The sequence below is a fragment of the Halorubrum aidingense JCM 13560 genome (assembly GCF_000336995.1).
GTDB classification, from domain to species: Archaea; Halobacteriota; Halobacteria; order Halobacteriales; family Haloferacaceae; genus Halorubrum; species Halorubrum aidingense.
In genome coordinates, this window is the sequence record NZ_AOJI01000002.1 from 153550 (window position 1) to 172728 (window position 19179).

The following is a 19179-nucleotide window of genomic DNA, read 5'->3' on the forward strand; positions in this document are numbered from 1 at the left end:
CTGTGACCCTTTATGCCGATTCGGACGGCCTGCGTTTTGCGGTCAGCGCAAACGGTCCATCGCACCGAAGCGGTCCGTGTCGAACGGTCCGACCGTCGAAACCGCGGCCGCGCCGGCCGTGTTCCCAATCGTTGCTAACTCTTTGAGATCCGAGATGCCGCTGTGCCGTGCGGCGAGGACCGCACCGGCAAACGCGTCGCCAGCGCCGGCCGTGTTCCCAATCGTTGCTAACTCTTTGAGATCCGAGATGCCGCTGTGCCGTGCGGCGAGGACCGCACCGGCAAACGCGTCGCCAGCGCCGGCCGTGGTAGCGACCGAGGCCGTCGGCGGAGTCGCCGTCACCTGCTCGATGACCTCCCCGTCAGCCACGATCATCGCGGTCGTCTCTGCCGGTCCGTCAGTGATGAACGCCGTCGCCGAGTGGTTCGGCGGGAGCAGTTCGAGCACTCCCGCCGGCGTGCGATCGATACCCGCCACCGCGAGATCATCCGTGCCAGCGAAGACGAGATCGCAGTACTGCAGCACGTCCTGCAGCGCCTGCCGATAGGCGTCTGGTGTGGGCCACTGGGTCGTTCGCCCGTTCAAATCAAAGGAGACGTTCGTGCCGGCGGCTGCGGCCGCCTCGGCGAGCCGTCGAACCGCGGTCTGATTCACGTCGGCCGGCAACGTGACGCCCTCCAAGTGGACCCACTCGTAGGGGGACACGAGCGTCGCCGGATCGGCGGGCGGGGTGAACCCATAGCAACTCCCGGCTATCCAAGCGGTCCAGTGCTCGTCGTCCTCCGTTGCGGCGTACAGCGTGAGCGGTGACGTCGCGTCGACCCGTGTCACGTGTGTCGTGTCGACTGGACTCTCCGCGAGGTGCTGGGCGGCCATCTCCCCCATGATGTCGGTGCCAATGTTCGTCACGAGGCCGGTCTCACTGCCCAGTGAGGCGGCCCATCGCGCGACGTTCGTCGCCGTCCCGCCGATGTGCCACTCAAAGCGGCTCCCGGGTGTGATCGATGTCGCGTCCGTCGGATAGAGATCGATCGTCGCGTCGCCGACGACCAACACACCCTGTGTACTCATCGTGTAGTGCGTCCCCGTGGACGCACCTGTGTCTTCCTCCTCGATCGTGGCCTCACCTGTGAACCTCGGCTACGAACACCGTCCGCCGGGCGGCTCGTAAGTGCTGCGTGAACGTCGCCCGTGAGATGTCGAGCGCGTCGGCGAGCTCCCCGGTGTTGGTGTGCCGCGGCCGCTCGAAGTAACCCGCCTCGACGGCGAGTTCGAGCACCGGGCGCTGTCGGTCGGTCAGGCCGTCGACCACCTCGACGTTCGACGTTGCGGACTCGTCGGTGGTCCAGAGCGTCGTCACCCCCCCTCGCCGCAGAGGTCCGAGGGGTCGGGAGAGACGCCTCCGCAGATGGACGCGATGCTCGTCTCTTTCCACTACCGGACTCTCTTTATCGCTTGCAGGTGACCGGCGATCAATGAGTGATGGACATTCGAAACGGATTATCGTCGACACGGACACGGCCGGCGACGACACCCAAGCGCTCGTCTTGGCGGCGCTGTCCGACCGCGTCGAACTGGAAGGCGTGACGATCTGTGCGGGTAACGTCCCCTTCGACTACCAAGTCGAGAACGCGAAGTACACGCTCGACCTCGCCGGTGTGGCCGACGAGGTCCCCGTCTACGAGGGAGTTCGCTCGCCGTTACAGAAGGAGCATGACTTCGCCGAGTACGTCCACGGAGCGGGCGGCCTCGGCGGAGAGCTGTTCCCCGAGACGGGGATCCCCTCGGCGGACGATCACGCCGTGGACTTCATCGTTCGCAGCGCCCGAGAGAACCCCGGCGAGATCTCGCTCGTCTGTATCGCGCCGCTGACCAACGTCGCGGTCGCGCTCCAACACGAGCCCGACCTGCCGGAGCTGCTCGACGAGGTGTTGGTCATGGGCGGAGCGGTGAACACGCTGGGCAACATCACGCCCGCCGCGGAGTACAACTTCTGGGTCGATCCCGACGCCGCCGCCATCGTGATGGACGCCTTCGAGACCACGCTGGTCGACTGGGGCGTGACCGTCCGGGACTCGGCGTTCGACGCGGAGGTACTGGCGGAGATCGAGTCCGTCGACACGCCGTTAGCGGAGTTTTACACCACGGTCACCGCGGCCGTTCGCGAGTTCAACAGCCAGTCCGAACAGGACTCCCTGGGCGACGACGTCACCACCCAGCCCGACTCGATGACGGTCGCGACGATGATCGAGCCGGATATCGTGGAGGAGGCGAGCACGTATCACGTCGCCGTCGACGACCGCGAGGGGATGACGCGCGGATACAGCCTGGTCGACGAGCTCGCGGTCACTGACGGCGAGGCGAAAACCACGGTGATCGAGTCGGTCGACGGCGACCGGTTCACCGAACTGCTTCTCGACGCCTTCCGGCACGGCGATCCGCACCGCGAAAGTCCCGATCAGTGACTACCGTTCCGAGATACCGCAGGCGAGCCGTCGAAAACTCAACCGTCACCGATGTGACCCGGTGATCGATAAGTGAACGTATTCTGAGAAGGTCAATAGTACTACATTATTAATAGTGTTGAATTCGTATCGGCGCTCTGGGATGAGTACAGATGACCACAGCCACGGTACGGAACAGAGCGGTCACGAACACCACGAAGTCGAGGGGCCGGGGTATCCGACGCCGGCCGCGATGCGGACTGAGAGCGGCCGTGAAGAAACGGCGTACGTGATGGCGCCGCGAGTGGGCATGGAGAACGACGGCCCGGACTTCGTCGGCGTCGTCGACCTCGACCCCACGTCGGACACCTACAGCGAACTGATCGACGCGGTGGAGATGCCCAACAACGGGGACGAACTCCACCACTTCGGCTGGAACGCCTGCTCGTCGTCGTGTCACGCCGAGGGCCTCGCTCGACAGTACCTGGTCGTTCCGGGCCAACGGTCCTCACGCATTCACGTCATCGACGCCGAGGACCCGCGCGATCCCGAGATGGTGACGGTCATCGAACCGGAGGAGGTGTTCGAACACGACCTGTCCGCGCCGCACACGGTCCACTGCGTCCCCGGCGGGAAGATTGTCATCAGCATGCTCGGCGACGCGAACGGCGAGCTCCCCGGCGGGTTCCTCCAGTTGGATCAGGAGGACTTCAGCATCGACGGCCACTGGGAGGCCGACCGCGGCGACATGGAGATGAACTACGACTACTGGTACCAGCCACGCCACGACGTCATGATCTCCAGCGAGTGGGCCGCGCCGAACACCTACTATCCGGGGTTCGACCTCGACGACGTCGAGGCGGGCAACTACGGCGACAGCATCCACATCTGGTCGTGGGACGACCGCGAGCACATCCAGACGCTCGAATTCGGCGAGCAGGGGCAGATTCCGCTGGAGGTTCGGATGAGCCACAACCCCGAGGAAACGCAGGGGTATATCGGCGCAGCGCTCTCCTCGAACATCATCCGCTTTTACGAGGAGAGCGACGGCACGTGGGACTGGGACGTCGTCATCGACGAGGAGCCGCGCGAACACGAGGACTGGGACATGCCGGTGCCGCCGCTCATCACGGACATCCTGCTGTCGCTGGACGATCAGTACCTGTTCTTCTCGAACTGGCTCCACGGGGACGTTCGGATGTACGACGTGAGCGACGCGGGTAATCCGCGACTGGTCGATCGGGTGTGGGCCGGCGGCCTCTTCGGCGACCGGCAGACGGTGCAGGGCGAGGAGATCCGCGGCGCGCCACAGATGCTCCAGCTCTCCCGGGACGGCAAGCGGCTCTACTGGACGACGTCGCTGTTCTCGTCGTGGGACAACCAGTTCTTCCCGGACATCGCCACGGACGGCTCGCTGATGCTCAAAGCCGACGTCTACCCCGACGAGGGACGGATGGAACTGGACGAGGAGTTCCTCGTGGACTTCGGTGACGCCCCCGGCGGACCGGCGCGGGCTCACGAGATCCGCTGGCCGGGCGGCGACTGCACGAGCGACGTCTGGCAGTGATCGGTCGTGACTGACGCGACGACCCACGCTGTCGAACTCGTCGGCCCGAACGAGCGGACCGAGACGGTCCGCGTCGAGGAGGGTGAGACCATCGTCGACGCCGCGGAACGGGCCGACGTGGCTCTTCCGTACGGCTGTCTGTACGGAGCGTGCGGCACCTGCACCGCGGAGCTGCTCGACGGCGAGGTGTGCCATCAGGCGTCGCCACGGGCACTGAAGCAGGCCTCCCGAGACGCCGGGTACGTGCTTCCCTGTATCGCCACGCCCGAAACCGACTGTCGGCTACGCGTCGGCTACGGAATCCAGGCCGAAGTCGTCGGCACGCCCTGGAAGTGAGGCCCCTCGCAGTCAAGCGATTTCTCGCGGCCAGCTGATGAATGAATCCGCTATCAGCGTGTCTTCGGCCCCGTGGGTGTCGAGACAACTCACCCGTAGGCTCTTGTCCCGCGCAGGAGAGGTAACACGGTATGGGCACGGACCACGAACAGTCCGTTGACGATTTAAATAGGCCGAGTTCGTTGTCCGAGAACCCGATCTGGCTGTTGTATTCCGAGTACGGTACCGGCCGCCGGTACGCTGTGCTCGGCGCCGTCGCCACGATTCTCGGCCGAGGCTTCGGGTTGATCCCCGCGTTTGTCATCGGACTGGCCGTCGACGCCATCTTTCTCGCTGAGCGACCGTACACGCTTCCGCTGGTCCCGGAGAGCGTTATACCGGGCACAGACGTTACGCAACTGTACTTCTCGATCGGAATTCTCCTCGCGGCGACCGTCGCCGGCGCGGTGGCGTCGTGGATCGAGGACTGGGGATGGAGCGTCTTCGCTCAACGCGTCCAGCGCAACGTTCGAGTCGACGCCTACGAGGGCCTTCAGGAGCTGGAACTCGCCTATTTCACCAGCCGTCGCACGGGCGATCTGATGAGTGTCCTCAACAACGACGTCAACGCCCTCGAGACGTTCCTCGAGGACGGGCTGAGTGCGACGCTGTGGATCGTCGCGACCGTCGTCGGCATCGGGCTGATCCTCGTCGGACTGAACGTCCCGCTGACGGTGGTCACCCTGTTGCCGATTCCGGCGCTCGCGGCGTTCACCCTTCTGTTCACCCGGCTGATCGAGCCGCGGTACCTCTCGATCCGCGAAGAGATCGGGGACCTGAACTCGCGGCTGGAGAACAACGTCAGCGGTATCGAGGTCATCAAAAGCGAGGGGGCCGAGCGGTTCGAGACCGAGCGCGTGGCCGAGGCCTCCGACGAGTACCTCGCCGCCAACCTCTCGGCGATCAAGGTTCGGATCACGTACTTCCCCGGGCTGAACGTCATCTCCGGCGTCGGCTTCGCGATCACCTTCCTCGTCGGCGGGCTGTGGGTGCTCGGCCGCCCGGCGTTCGGCCTGACGGGCGCGCTGACGCCGGGGGCGTTCGTCACCTTCGTCATCTACGCTCAGCAGTTCCTCTGGCCGATCATCAGGCTTGGCGACGTCGTCGACGACTACGAGCGGGCCAAGGCCGCCGGCAGTCGGGTTCAAGCCGTGCTCGCTCGTGAGCCCGCAGTTCGGGACCGTCCCGACGCTCGCCCGCTGGCGGTCACCGAAGGCGCCGTGACCTACGACGACGTTCGGTTCGCCTACTCGGGAGAGACCGTGCTCAGCGACGTCGACTTCGCAATCGAAGGCGGAGCGACCGTCGGGGTGGTCGGCCCGACCGGCGCCGGCAAGTCGACGTTGTTGAAGCTGCTGCCGCGCTTGTACGACATCGACGACGGCGCCATCCGGATCGACGGGCAGGACGTCCGCGACGTGACGCTCCGGAGCCTCCGGCGGTCGATCGGCTACGTCAGCCAGGAGCCGTTTCTCTTCTTCGGCACCGTTCGAGAGAACATCCGGTACGGCACCTTCGACGCGACCGACGACGACGTCGAACGGGCCGCCCGGCGGGCACAGGCTCACGGGTTCATCGAGAACCTGCCCGACGGGTACGAGACGAGGGTGGGCGAGCGAGGGGTGAAGCTCTCGGGCGGCCAGCGCCAGCGGCTGGCGCTCGCACGGACGATGCTCAAGGACCCCGCGATATTAGTGCTGGACGAGGCGACCTCGGCGGTGGACACCGAGACGGAGGCGCTCATCCAAGACCGGCTCGCCGAATTCGCCGCCGATCGGACCACCTTCGTCATCGCGCACCGCCTATCGACCGTCCGGACGGCCGACCGGATCCTCGTCCTCGACGACGGGCAGGTGGTAGAGGACGGCACGCACGAGGGGTTACTCGAGACCGACGGGTTGTACGCGAACTTCTGGCGGGTGCAGACGGGTGACCTCGCGTCGCTCCCGCGAGAGTTTCTCGAACGCGCTCTCCGGCGACAGGCGGTCGTCGACCTCGACGACGAGGAGTCTGAAGACCTGTCTGGGTAACGGGCACCGAGCTGACAATTACTCTGGCGCGGTCGGCCGCTACGGTGAACATACTCACCGACGGTCGTGTCGGAAATGGCCGCGACGTAGCCGCGACGTAGCCGCGGTGCGGCCGGCGGGAACGGGGGAGGTGAACAGTCGCGTACTGTGCCGACATCCCGAACGGTGACCCTACCGTGGCGGCCTTGAAGCGGTCGACATTCACGGGTACGTACGGCGGTGCTACTTCGCTGTCTTCGGGACCAGCGATCGGGTAACAAAGTCACTCGGGGCTGTGGAAAACGTATGCAGAGAGACCATCAGCGGTCGGACGACGTCACCGAACGGGATCTCGGGAGACGGGGGTTCCTTACGCTCTCCGCGCTCGTGGCCGGTGGGAGCGCCCTCGGGGGCCTCGACAGCGTCGCCGGCGCTCCCGTAAACGACCGACTCTTCGAAACGCCGCGCTGGTCGTCGTTCCGGTCGATACTGCGGGCCCAAAGGGGATACCTCCTGACTGGGATCAGGACCAACAGCGCGAGCGAGCAGGTCGGCTGGGCGGTTCGGCTGGACGACGACCTCGACGTGGTGTGGAACTACGCCTACCTCTCGCCGCGGCACCTGCGGCAGACCGACAGCGGCGAGGATCACGACGGTCTCGAGTTCGCCCTTCCCGACGGCGACGGGGGATTCCTCCTCGTCGGCTGGTGGCACACGCTCGGCTCCGACAGTCGCTACGGCTGGCTCACCCGGACCGGATCGGACGGCATCCCGCGCTGGAGCCGGGTGTACAACCGCGACGGCGTCAACTCCTTCCGAGACGACTTCGCCGACGGCGTCGCCACCGACGACGGGTTCCTGCTGGTCGGACGGACCATCGGCGGCGAGTACCTCGACGAGCGCACCGGTGACGGCTGGGTCGTCGAAATCGAGCGGGGACGCCGCGGCCGCGTCCGATGGCAGCGTGCCTACGATCCCAACGGGCCGAGCGACGGCTGGGACGACGACGACCATCACTCGGAGTTCAACGGCGTCGCCTCGGTCGACGACGGCTATCTCATCGTCGGCGAGACCTCCCCAGACGGTCCGACTGAATCCACGAACACCGCGGCGTGGGCGCTTCGAATCGGCAACGACGGCGGTCCGCGCTGGAGCCGGACCTACCGCCTCGATCGGCGCCGGAACAACGAGTTCCGCGACGTGGCCGCCGTCGACGACGGCTTCTTCGTCGCCGGCGTCGCAGGCGCCAAAGAGAACGTTCGAGAGCTCCACGACTACAAGATGCAAGGTCGATCGTGGGCCGCGAAACTCGATCGGCGGGGACGCTTAGTGTGGGAGGACGCCTCCGGCGGAGACGGGTTCCACGCCGTCGAAGCGACCGAGAACGGCGCGGTGTTCGCCGGCCGGCGTGACGGCCGGGGGTGGATCGCGGCTTTCGACGATGACGGCAACCGGCTCGGCAGCGACCGCTCGTCCGTGCCGAACAGCGAATACTTCGGACTCACCACCCGGAGTCGGGGCTCGCGCCGCGAGTACCTCCCGGTCGGCTACGGCCGCGGGGACGACAGCACCAACGGCCTCCTCAGCCGGTTCGCGGCGGATGACTTCGACAACGGCGGCGGGGACGACAACGGAGACGACGATGACGACGAACGGCTCTTCGAGATCATCGCCACCGAACGGGGCGAGGTGCGCTACGAACTCACCGTCGACGGCGGCATCGAGCCCGTTCGGCTGAACGACCGCGTCAAAGCCGAGGACGACGACCGAATCCGGGAGAACGACGACGGCACTGTCTCCGTCAGAGGGTCGACCGGGAACGAAGGGTACGGAGACGCCTTCCGCTTTACCGGAGCAGTTACCGACTTCCGGAGTCGCGGCGACGCCGACTTCTACATCCGACTCGACGGCGAGCGGGTGAGCGTCGACGAACTCCTCGACGAGGACGACGATGACGAGGACGATGACGATGACGACGACAGCGAACGCCTCTTCGAACTCATCGCGACCGAGCGGGGCGAGGTGCGCTACGAACTCACCGTCGACGGCGACATCGAGCCCGTTCGGCTGAACGACCGGGTCAAAGCCGAGGACGACGATCGTATCCGAGAGAACAACGACGGTACCGTCACTGTCACCGGGTCGACCGGGAATGAGGGATACGGCGACGCCTTCCGTATCACCGGTTCGGTCATCGCGTTCCGGAGTCGCGGTGACGCCGACTTCTACATCCGACTCGACGGCGAGCGGGTGAGTGTCGACGAACTCCTCGACGAGGACGATGACGAGGACGATGACGATGACGACGACAGCGAACGCCTCTTCGAGATCGTCGCGACCGAAACCGGCGAGGTGCGCTATGACCTCACCGTCACCGGTGACATCGAGCCCGTCCGGTTGAACGACCGGGTCAAAGCCGAGGACGACGACCGAATCCGGGAGAACAACGAGGGGACCGTCACGGTCACTGGATCGACCGGGAACGAAGGGTACGGCGACGCCTTCCGTATCACCGGTTCGGTCGTCGCGTTCCGGAGTCGCGGTGACGCCGACTTCTACATCCGGCTCGACGGCGAGCGGGTGACCGTCGACGAGCTCCTCGACGACTGACTGTTGCGGACAACGGGCCGGGGGGTTCTCTCGACCCACCTCGGTCGTCCCGGTAACGCGATCTACCGTCGCTCGTCGTATCGGATCGGGAGCGATTCGACGCCGTAGATGAAGGAACTTCGGGTCGGCTGGAGGGGCGCTTCCGTGAGCCGCACGTGTTCGATGCGATCGAGCAGCGCTGACAGCCCGACTTTGGCTTCGAGTCTGGCCAGCGGCGCACCCAGACAGTAGTGGGTGCCGTGACCGAACCCGAGGTGCTGGGTGGGCGATCGGTTCGGTCGGAACGTATCGGCCGCCTCGAACTGACGCTCGTCGCGGTTCGCGGAGCCGAGCCAGACGATGACCCGATCACCCGCCTCGATGGTCTCGCCGCGCATGGTCACGTCTTCGGTGGCGACCCGGCCCATGGCCTGCACCGGCGACCGATATCGAAGCACTTCTTCGATAGCGCTCGTGAGCGCGCGGTCGTCACCGCGTAACTCGTCGAACAGATCGCCGTCCGCCTCCGCGAAACACCGCACCGCGTTCGCGATGAGGTTCGTCGTCGTGATATTTCCCGCGACGAGCAACAGGATGCACATGCCGAGTGCCTCCTCGCGGGAGAGCCGTCCACCCGCGTCGGACTCGGCGGTAACGATCACCGAGAGGAGGTCATCTTGGGGGTCCTCGCGGCGGTCTTCTATCATTTCCAAGAAGTACTGAGCCATCTCCATCTGGGTCTGCTGTTGGCGCTCCGCGAACGCGTCTGCGTTCTCCTCGTCGCTCGCGGCTTCCACGATGGTGTTCGACCACGTCTTGAACCGGTCGCGGTCCGACGGCGGGATGCCGAGCAGTTCGGCGATAACCGTTACCGGGAACGGGTACGCGAGGTCTGCGACGACGTCCATCTGCCCGTGCGGTCCGACGGCGTCGTCGAGCAACTCGCCCGCCAGCTCCCGGAAGTGAGGCTCGCGGTCGGCAAGCGTCCGGGGCTGGAACCACTCGTCTACGACGCCCCGAAGTTCGCCGTGGCGGGGCGGATCTTCGAACAGCATCGTGTCGAGAATCAGTCCCTCTCCCGGCGCTTCGGGTTCGACAAAATCGTCTGCTTTCTGGGGATCCGCCGAGAAGAGTTCGTCGTCGTTCAACACGCGTTTCACGTCCTCGTACCGGAAGACGTCCCACGTTCGGCGCTCCGGGTCGTATCGGACTGGCGCCGCTTCGCGCATCCGCTCGTACCAGTCGAACGGATCGAGCCACGCTTCACGGTCTTGGAGTTCTCGGGGGACGGCTTGGAGCCCCTGGGGACCTGCCGAGCTCATATTCTCACATTTAGGGGCGGATGGGCTAAAATCACGGGGCTCCGATGCAGAGTGTGGATCGTCCAGCTCCCGTCGACGGGCTTCCACAAACCGAAGCCAGAGAGACTCACGCTCCGTCCGCTTTCCATCCCACCAAGGCATCGCGCGAGGCCATACAACGGCAGGTCGCGTGAAGCTCTCGTGAATCGCTCGTGAAGCTCTCATGCGTGAACAAAGTGAGATCGCCACTGCGTCAACCGCGAACACGAAGTGATCGACATGGACAGCGGCGTGAAATCCGGGAGAGGCGACAGCGATGATCGGATGAAGACGACGAAGCTCCAGAAGACTCCGAGGAGTTCACAGGTGCCCACGCGGCGTCCCTCCGGACGGTCTTGGACGCGCTCACAGGGGGTAAGCGCATGCTAACTCACGAGAGAGACCACGGAGGTGGGTATCGGTTCCCCTTGCATGACGACGGCTTCCACCCGATCTCATTCGCCTTCTAATCTTTATCCATTTGCCTTGCGTAGTTACCTGTGGTGTGTTCGCATGAAACTCGCAGTAATCGGGGTCGGACAGGCGGGTGGGAAGGTGGTCGACGAGTTCTTAGCGTACGATGCGCGAACGGGTGCAGACATCGTTCGCGGGGCGATCGCCGTCAACACGGCGAAAGCGGATTTACGGGGGCTCGATCGCCTCCCTGAGCATCGACGAATCCTGATCGGTCAGGCTCGTGTGAAGGGTCACGGAGTAGGCGCGGACAACGAGATGGGCGCGGAGATTGCTGAAGAGGACATCGACGAGATCCAAGGGGCGCTTGATTCGGTGCCGGTCCACGAGATCGACGCGTTCCTCGTGGTTGCGGGACTCGGCGGTGGAACAGGTTCGGGCGGTGCGCCCGTGATCGCCCGGCACCTCAAGCGGATCCACACCGAGCCTGTGTATGGACTGGGTATCTTGCCTGGCAGCGACGAAGGCGGGATATACACGCTGAACGCCGCGCGATCGCTCAAGACGTTCGTCGACGAGGTGGACAACCTCATGCTGTTCGACAACGACGCGTGGCGCAGGTCGGGCGAGTCTGTCGGGGAAGGGTTCGACGCGATCAACAAGGAGCTCGTACACCGGTTCGGCGTGCTCTTCAGTGCAGGTGAGGTGGTTCCGGGGAGCGACGTCGCCGAAAGCGTGGTCGACTCCTCAGAGATCATCAATACGCTCAAAGGCGGCGGGATATCCTCGCTTGGGTATGCCGACGTCGAGGTGGACGAACCTGAGCGAGGAGGGTTGCTCTCGCGGCTCCGCGGTAATTCTGGAAGTGAGATCGACAGCACGGAGACGACCAACCGGGTTACGAGTCTCGTCCGAAAGGCAACGCTCGGTCGGCTCACGCTGCCCTGTGAGGTGAAGGGCACGGAGCGAGCGCTGCTCGTCGTCGCCGGCCCGTCGGAGTATCTCAACCGAAAGGGGATCGAGCACGGGCGCAAGTGGCTCGAAGAGCAGACGGGATCGATGGAGGTCCGCGGTGGCGACTATCCGCGGCGCGGGGAGGGGACAGTCGCAGCGCTCGTCCTACTCGGTGGCGTGACGAACGTCCCGCGAGTGAAAGAGCTTCAGCAGATCGCCATCGAGGCGCAGCAAAATATCGGTGAGATCACCGACGAAAGCGAGGGCCGGTTCTCGGAGTTGATGGACAGTGACGGGGAGTTGGAGTCGTTGTTTTGAGGCTGCGGTAGCTTACGGAAATCTCGAGGCTCAAACCTCGCGCTGAAAGGCGAGGAGGATATCAATTGTCGCATCTGTCTGTGAGGTCGTCTATCGCTCGCCAGAACTGCCTGTTGTTCATTTCTGACTCTGCTGCTACCCGGGTTTCCAAGACGCCCCCGTAGTCTCAACGTCCGCGGGGCTCGGATCAATTATCAACACACAGTCGGGGTGTCCATCGAGTGCCGTCTGGAGAATCTGTGCGTAGATGCTGTCACTTGCCGTATGAAAATCAAAGGTGAAAGCTCCGACGTTGAGGGTGGAGAGATCGATCGCGGGTTGCTACTGGGCGAGCAATCCGCCGTCCACAATTATCGGTTGTCCCATTACGTAGGACGCGTCCGCAGAACAGAGCCAGACGACGGTGTCGGCTATCTCTCGAGGGTCACCGAGACGCCCTGCAGGGATCCCCGCAGTGATACGGTCCATCTCCTCTGTGTTATCCTCGCCCGCCTGTTGGACCATCGGCGTGTCGATGACGCCGGGACAGACCGCGTTGAACCGGATTCCGTCTTCGGCGTAGTCAACTGTCGCCCGTCGAGTCAGTCCGATAACGCCGTGTTTACTGGCGGCGTAGTGTGCGCTCCCGTTCGCGCTCACGCCGGCGACCGAAGAGGTGTTAACGACGGCTCCGCCACCGCGTTCGATCATCTCCGGTATCTCGGCTTTCAGACACCGCCAGACGCCTTTCAAATTCACGTCGATCATTCGGTCCCATTCCGCCTCGTCGTAGTCGGCGAGGCGGGTCCCCTCGTCCGCGATGCCAGCGTTGTTGTGTGCGAAGTCCAGCCCGCCATATTCGTCAAGCGCCGTCTGTACCATCGCGTCTACATCGTCGGAGTCAGTGACGTCCGTCCTGACGAACGTCGCTTCACCGCCGTCGCTCTCGATCATCTCGACCGTCTCGTGGCCGCCGCCTTCGTCGACATCGGCGACAACGACCTTCGCCCCCGCTTCGGCGAATCGACGTGACGACTGTCGACCGATTCCCGACCCACCGCCAGTGACGACCGCGACTCCGTCTTGAATTCCGTTCATGATGTTAACCGCCACGTCGTTGGACGTGACATGGTAACTATTCGCAAATATTCATGATATATCTATCGAACGAATAGACGAGACGGAATCAATTTGTGAGATACAGGCGTCGATACCTGGGAAAGAATTAATCCGGATTCGGTTGAGTGTCCGCTATGGACCTCCGGCGCAACCTCTACGTGGCCGCGTTTGTCGGGGCGTCGCTATCGTACATTTTCAACGTCCTCGCTTTCACGGGTACGTTCGACGTATTTCGTTGGTTCGTATTCGCCGTTATTTTCCTTGGGTTCACGTATGGATTCGAGAAGTTCATCGGGTGGCAAACCGACTCGGTGTGATCGACATCCAGGAGCCGAGTCTCGTCACAGTGCGTCACCGCGACGGTCACGGTTCGCCGGCCTTCCGGCTCTGGTGAAATTCCCCGCCTGTGGCACGTTTCAGCGGTTATGAGCGGATGACGCGCATAAATGTCTGTGAAAACAGAGGTATGCTGGATGAGAGCAAAATATTCGCCGATCAGCACATGGCAGACTATCTTGGTGTGTCTACCGAGAGGTCTGTTCCGTGGCGAATTGGTCTTCCGGGTCGGAAAGTGGTCTCTCAAACGACTTTCGTGGAGTCATTTCGTCTAGCCGGGTGATCCGCCAGCCGTCTCCCCGACACCGGACCGGTTCAAGGACGACTCCGACGGTGTCGCCAGGCCCCAGTTGTTTTAACTGCTCGCGGACCGCTGTGGCCGAGTCGATGACTTGATACGTTCGACCGTCGGAACCGTACAGCGTCACGGCCCTATCGCGGTTCGGTTCCGCCGCGACTCTACACCGCTGCCGAACGCTGCCAGTCGCTCCCATCGTTTCGGGACACACACGGTGCGATCATAAAACGAACTATGAGCCCAGTATACTGCGATAGAGCACTATAAACTGGTATCAAGACGGTCGGGGTCGTCCAGAAAAACTCGACAGACAGCTCGGTACACACCCGTTCTTGGTGGATAATTTCCCAGATTTGGATCTCGATCGACTCCCTGCGTTCCGCATCCGATTCACGCTCCTCGCTGCACACGTCGATACTACCCTCGTAATTTCGGTGTGTAACAATCACCGGGAACTATAGATTTTATAACATAACAACCAATTATTCTTTATGGACTCTTCTCAGTCGGTCATGGAGACGGTTCAGAGGCTGAAGCCGATTCTCAGACAGGAGGCTCCACTTTACGAGAGAGTCCGCGACGTACTACAGATCGGGGATCAGTACCTCGATCTTGAGCGAGGATATCTATCGCGCGTCAACGAGCAGATTGAGGAGATAACTGTACTTGCGTCTGCTAAATCCACAGATTGTGCTGACCATTTCGGAGAAGACCCCGAGTACATCGAACCGTACTGCTGGCGGACGGCGAGAGAAGACGAGATCATCACACTCGATAATGTGTCGGAGGCCGGATGGAACCGAGACGTATCTGAAGGCGTCGAGCCCGGTTGCTACATCGGAACGCCGATCAAAGTGAACAAAGAACTGTACGGTATACTGGGTTTCGTTGGGCAGGATCCTCGCTCCGAATCATTTAGCGACACAGAGATTCTGTTCGTTACACTCACGGCGCAAGTTCTCGAGCGAGAACTCGTTCACCAGCAGTTTGATTCGGAACTCACCAGAGAGACAAATCGCGCCACAGTTCTCAACAGAGTGCTCCGACACAATCTCCGGAATGACATGACCGTGATTCGGGGCTATACACAGCTGATGGCTGAAAAACTGGAGGACGACCGGCTGAGTGCGACCGTACTACGGCATATCGATGGACTGCTGGAGTTGAGCCAAAAGGCCCGTAAATTAGACGTTATCATCAACACCGAGTCGAAATACGAGCTAACAGATATCACGGCCTTGGTCAGGGATGCCGCTGATGCCGTCGCTGAGTCGTATCCAGACACCGCTATCGAGGTGAAAGCAGACAAGCCAGTGAGAGCGGAAGTGATGCCGAGCCTCGCACGCGGATTAAGAGAGCTGATCGAAAACGCGGCCAAGCACGGGGGAAACTCATCACAAGTCACACTAACCGTTGATAGCACCGATAGCACAGTGTCTATTCAAATATCTGATACCGGTCCGGGACTCCCCGATATTGAAGCAGACGTCCTCACCCACGGCGAAGAGCTGCCGCTCTCGCACGGAAGGGGGTTGGGACTGTGGACTGCCTATTGGATTGTCACCAGTCATGATGGGACGATTGAGTCGAGTGTTTCCGCCGAGGGAACGACCCTAACTGTACGCCTTCCACGGACAGCGGGCACGAGGAGTGAAAAGGGGATGATGAAACTCCAACGAGCCAGAGACAGGTACGAGATCGCGTTCGAAGAGGCCCCCGATGCGATGGTGTTTCTCAACGATGACGCACGGATACTCGATGCGAATGCCGAGACGGCATCAGTATTAGGGCTTTCTCGAAAGGACCTGCTGGGTCGCTCGGTTCGGAAATTCTACCAGGGGCCGGAAGAATTCGAGACGGTTTGGTCTGAGATCACGAACAGCGAGAAATCCCGAGACACGGTCGTTATTGAAGCCACAGACGGGAATCAATACGTCTTAGAGTACTCGTCAAAGACCGAAATACTTCCTAACCAACACTTTCTAATAAACCGTGTCGTTGAAAATCGTTGATAGTCCGACCACGTTGAATAGTTGTCCGAATCGGGGTTAGTACCTGAGATTTGTTGAGGTGTGAACACTACGGATGATACATACTGGTGATGCGTGAGCAACTTTGTTGGCGTCGTGATCGCCTTGCTCTGGGTCGGCAATTTCGTTTTTCGTGGCTATAACGACGCGCGATAGACACCAACGACAGACCGATCGACCTTCCGGAGATTGGGTAGGAAATGTGCTGCGCTCGCGCCCCGTATTCAGCAAGGGCTCTTCAAATTGTCATCAACCGGGCATTCCAACAGAGCCATCGGGTTTATTTATTTCAGTACTTAAACGTAGAATTATGCATCGAGTCCGACCGGCTAGGCGTGACGTCCTCCGGGCCCTAGCCGGAGGCACCGCAGTTGCTCTCGCCGGTTGTAGTCGTCGCAGCGCTGACGACGACCGTCGTCAATGGATCTCTGAGACCCAGGGCTATGTCGAGTCGTCGCCGACAGTGGTGGACGGACTCGTCTTCACCGCAAGTCGGAATATCTACGCACTAGACGCCGACACGGGCGAGGAGCGATGGAAATTCGAAGACGGCGGCGATCAGCTACGGAGCTCCTCGCCAACGGTCAGGAACGGCACGCTCTTCGTTGGGGGCAGTAATGACAACGTTTACGCACTGGATGCGGAGACTGGCGAGCGGGAGTGGACCTTCGACACCGACCGCACAGTTACAACATCTCCTCTCGTGGTCAATAATCTCGTCTTTGTCGGGAATGACGCTGGGACCGTGTATGCGTTGGATGCTCGGACGGGTGCAGCGGAGTGGAAAATCAAAACGATCACTTCGATACAGTCGTCGCCAACGGCGATGGATGGGGTGCTCTTCGTTGGTGGTAACGACCGCAGGGTCTACGCGCTGGACACCCAGACCGGCGAGAAGAAATGGGCATTCGAAACCGGCTCTTCAGTTCGGTCGTCACCAACGGTCAGGAACGGCACGCTCTTCGTTGGGAGCGACGACCGCATGGTCTACGCGCTGGACGCCCAGACCGGCGAGAAAAAGTGGGTATTCGAGACCGAAAGCAAAATCGGGTCGTCGTCACCAACGGCGATGAATGGGTGGGTCTTCGTCGGGAACGAACGGGGAGCAGTGTATGCTCTCGACACACAGACAGGTGAGCAAAAGTGGAAGTTCGACACCGATTCGCGCGTCGCCTCCTCTCCAACGGGCGTTGGGGAGACAGTCTTCGTGGGCAGCGACAACTCCAACATCTACGCGTTGGACGCTCGAACCGGTCACGAACAGTGGCGCTACGAAACAGACGGTGACGTTAGGTCCTCGCCTACGGTGGTGGATGGGACACTCTTTGTCGGAAGTTATGATGGCCGCGTGTATGCGTTGGATGCAGGTGTTGAAGGATCCAGTGAAGGGTCTCGCGTAGCGCTGGGGACGCTCGGCCATCACCACGAGTGGGATGGAACGATGCCCCCCAGCTAAAGGAGGCCCAAGCTGTTTCCGGATTTCGCATTTTTGAGATCCTCAGGAAGTGAGGCATTCTGACCCGATTGCGGTCAATACAAGAGAGCTGGACAGGCAACCAGTGTATTTCTGACTTCTCGATAGCCGGTTGTCTAGCCGGGAACGAGACGCGTGCTGGTAGCCAGTGACGAAATCAGAGTCGGTACTCACGTCTCACCTATCGGCTGGTCGGTGGCGTTCAAGCAGCCGTATCAAAACAATGGCGTCGGTGTGCCCCGTTAGGGCAGGCCGAACAGCAATAGAACCACTGAGACGGGACCGTTATTTCACCGATTTCGATAGCTCGGCCCCTGCTTTGAACTTCACCTCACTCGACGCGCTTCCCGCGTTCACTAAGTGAAGTATCGGTGCGTCTAACGGACAGTGCGTTACCATCACTTCGTCGCCACCTCCATCAGTCTCTCCGCAAGACTCAGAGTTCTCTTTCGAGTACTCGTTGCTTCCCCAACAGTACACGTTCCCACCCCCATCTTCGGAAAGCGTACCGGTCTCGATCAGTGCGCTGACCGTCCCTGATTCTATCTGTGCCCCTCGAAGAGCTCGCTCACTCAGCCCTAAACGCGCCACCATGTCACCGAACCCGTCGCCATCAGCGTCGGAGTAATCGAAACAGCACTCGATACCCACTACTTGCGCCGATCCCGCCATCGAAAGGGCCGTCACTGAATCTTCGTACAGGGTAGCGTCGTCGATAACCCATCCACCAGAGTAGAGAAGTTGGTCATCGCTCATCGCGCGACCCACGTAGAACAACGCCGGGAACGGGCGCGGGCATCCCGGCGGCTGGACCAGCACCTGCGTCACGATCGTCTCGGAGATTTCTGACGTCGCTTTCTCACCGCCGTCCGACGCACCACTACTCCATGCTTGGTAGATTGCTTCAGTCGACGATTCGGGTCCGTCCGACCCACCACCTGCGGAGACCCGCACGACAGTCGGACCGCCGTCAGCGTTCGCCGGCGAGTTGATCACTACAACGGTCCCGTCGTCCGCTCGAACGACGGCAAGGCCGCCGCCCGTCGCCGTTGGCTTCGATACCTCTGCGACGAAGTGCGGCGTCGTCCCGCACACCGCACCCGGGTGCTGATCTGGGTCGCCGTCATCACAATCACCAGACCCAGCAGATCCCCCCGGACCAGCCTTCGCCGAACCCCACGAGTAAACCCGTCCGCCACCGTTTGACTGGCCCGTTAGATAGCTAATGAGTCGCTCCGGCGTCACCGCCTCACGGATACTGCCGTTCCCGCCCGGAACCTCCGCATCAGGCAAGCAGACGGTAAACCGCTCACCGACGATCGGCTCGCCGCCCAGATACGCGACGAGCGCATCGTCCTCATCAGCGTCACCCACGCCATCCCCATCCGAATCTCCGTCTCCACCCGTCAACGACTCGGTTCGGTTACTCCGCGAGGAATTGTGATTCTGCGCCATCACCGCAGACGACGTGACCCATCCTTCCAACTCCACTCGCTCGGCCAGCGCCGGAGTCAGCCGAGCCACGTGCGGGCTCTCGGGAGCCAGTTCCAGTGAGACCTTCCCTGCGCCGGAACCCGGTCGTCTACCAACGCCCGCGAACACTGCTGCCGGAGACGCCCCTGTGTTCGTCACTGACGACGCAACCCGATTCAGACAGCCAGCGAGCGACCCAACCGCAACGAGCCCGCTCGCTGCGAGTAGTGACCGACGGCTGACGGTCGCACACGGCACCGTATCTCCGTGACTGGTACGTCTCTCTGAACACATAATCAGACTGTAGACGTTACACGTTATGATAAGCTTTCTTATATTTATTACCTGATAACAGGGCGACTGGTGGCCGACTCGTGCGTTGTATCTCGTCGGTTATTTGACTCCATCCACCGCTAAACACTCGCAAAGGCGGAATTGCTTGTTGTGGAACGGTACGCCG

General features: G+C 62.0%; 14 protein-coding genes. 9 read left to right on the plus strand and 5 right to left on the minus strand.

Annotated elements, in window-relative coordinates:
• Window positions 1-42: 42 nt before the first annotated feature.
• Window positions 43-1071 (minus strand): carbohydrate kinase family protein, encoded by a 1029-nt coding sequence (locus C461_RS00735; RefSeq protein WP_049906152.1) that lies wholly within the window; start codon window positions 1069-1071, stop codon window positions 43-45.
• A 52-nt stretch (window positions 1072-1123) separates the two neighbouring features.
• Window positions 1124-1360 (minus strand): helix-turn-helix domain-containing protein, encoded by a 237-nt coding sequence (locus C461_RS00740; RefSeq protein ID WP_007997724.1) that lies wholly within the window; start codon window positions 1358-1360, stop codon window positions 1124-1126.
• A 115-nt stretch (window positions 1361-1475) separates the two neighbouring features.
• Between C461_RS00740 and C461_RS00745 the strand changes: the two genes are divergently transcribed.
• The 5 genes from C461_RS00745 (at window position 1476) to C461_RS00765 (ending at window position 9005) form a co-directional block, all read left to right on the plus strand.
• The gene (locus C461_RS00745) at window positions 1476-2465 is read left to right on the plus strand and encodes a nucleoside hydrolase (RefSeq protein WP_007997726.1); all 990 of its coding nucleotides are present in this window, start codon (window positions 1476-1478) and stop codon (window positions 2463-2465) included.
• 142 nt (window positions 2466-2607) lie between these two features.
• On the plus strand, window positions 2608-4011 hold the full coding sequence (locus tag C461_RS00750; protein WP_007997729.1) for a selenium-binding protein SBP56-related protein: 1404 nt from the start codon (window positions 2608-2610) through the stop codon (window positions 4009-4011).
• Between the two features lie 6 nt (window positions 4012-4017).
• Window positions 4018-4347 carry a 2Fe-2S iron-sulfur cluster-binding protein gene (locus C461_RS00755; RefSeq protein ID WP_007997731.1) on the plus strand — a complete coding sequence of 110 codons (330 nt, stop codon included), beginning with the start codon at window positions 4018-4020 and terminating at the stop codon, window positions 4345-4347.
• Between the two features lie 131 nt (window positions 4348-4478).
• Window positions 4479-6416 carry an ABC transporter ATP-binding protein gene (locus tag C461_RS00760; RefSeq protein ID WP_049906153.1) on the plus strand — a complete coding sequence of 646 codons (1938 nt, stop codon included), beginning with the start codon at window positions 4479-4481 and terminating at the stop codon, window positions 6414-6416.
• A 285-nt stretch (window positions 6417-6701) separates the two neighbouring features.
• Window positions 6702-9005 (plus strand): hypothetical protein, encoded by a 2304-nt coding sequence (locus C461_RS00765; protein WP_007997735.1) that lies wholly within the window; start codon window positions 6702-6704, stop codon window positions 9003-9005.
• A gap of 62 nt (window positions 9006-9067) precedes the next feature.
• On the opposite strand, the gene C461_RS00770 is transcribed toward C461_RS00765, so the two are convergent.
• Complete coding sequence (locus C461_RS00770; RefSeq protein ID WP_007997737.1) at window positions 9068-10306, minus strand: cytochrome P450; 1239 nt, start codon at window positions 10304-10306, stop codon at window positions 9068-9070.
• Window positions 10307-10837: 531 nt separating this feature from the next.
• Here C461_RS00770 and C461_RS00775 point away from each other — a divergent pair.
• On the plus strand, window positions 10838-12010 hold the full coding sequence (locus C461_RS00775; protein ID WP_049906154.1) for a tubulin/FtsZ family protein: 1173 nt from the start codon (window positions 10838-10840) through the stop codon (window positions 12008-12010).
• Between the two features lie 321 nt (window positions 12011-12331).
• On the opposite strand, the gene C461_RS00780 is transcribed toward C461_RS00775, so the two are convergent.
• Window positions 12332-13087: a glucose 1-dehydrogenase gene (locus C461_RS00780; RefSeq protein ID WP_007997739.1), complete on the minus strand. Its 756-nt coding sequence runs from the start codon at window positions 13085-13087 to the stop codon at window positions 12332-12334.
• Window positions 13088-13242: 155 nt separating this feature from the next.
• Here C461_RS00780 and C461_RS00785 point away from each other — a divergent pair, with 155 nt between their 5' ends.
• From C461_RS00785 to C461_RS00800, 3 genes are all read left to right on the plus strand, one after another.
• Window positions 13243-13425 (plus strand): hypothetical protein, encoded by a 183-nt coding sequence (locus tag C461_RS00785; RefSeq protein WP_007997740.1) that lies wholly within the window; start codon window positions 13243-13245, stop codon window positions 13423-13425.
• An 808-nt stretch (window positions 13426-14233) separates the two neighbouring features.
• Window positions 14234-15754 (plus strand): ATP-binding protein, encoded by a 1521-nt coding sequence (locus tag C461_RS00795; RefSeq protein WP_007997741.1) that lies wholly within the window; start codon window positions 14234-14236, stop codon window positions 15752-15754.
• Between the two features lie 328 nt (window positions 15755-16082).
• Complete coding sequence (locus C461_RS00800; protein ID WP_080506231.1) at window positions 16083-17228, plus strand: outer membrane protein assembly factor BamB family protein; 1146 nt, start codon at window positions 16083-16085, stop codon at window positions 17226-17228.
• Window positions 17229-17531: 303 nt separating this feature from the next.
• On the opposite strand, the gene C461_RS16010 is transcribed toward C461_RS00800, so the two are convergent.
• On the minus strand, window positions 17532-18620 hold the full coding sequence (locus C461_RS16010; RefSeq protein WP_239639074.1) for a hypothetical protein: 1089 nt from the start codon (window positions 18618-18620) through the stop codon (window positions 17532-17534).
• Window positions 18621-19179: the final 559 nt, after the last annotated feature.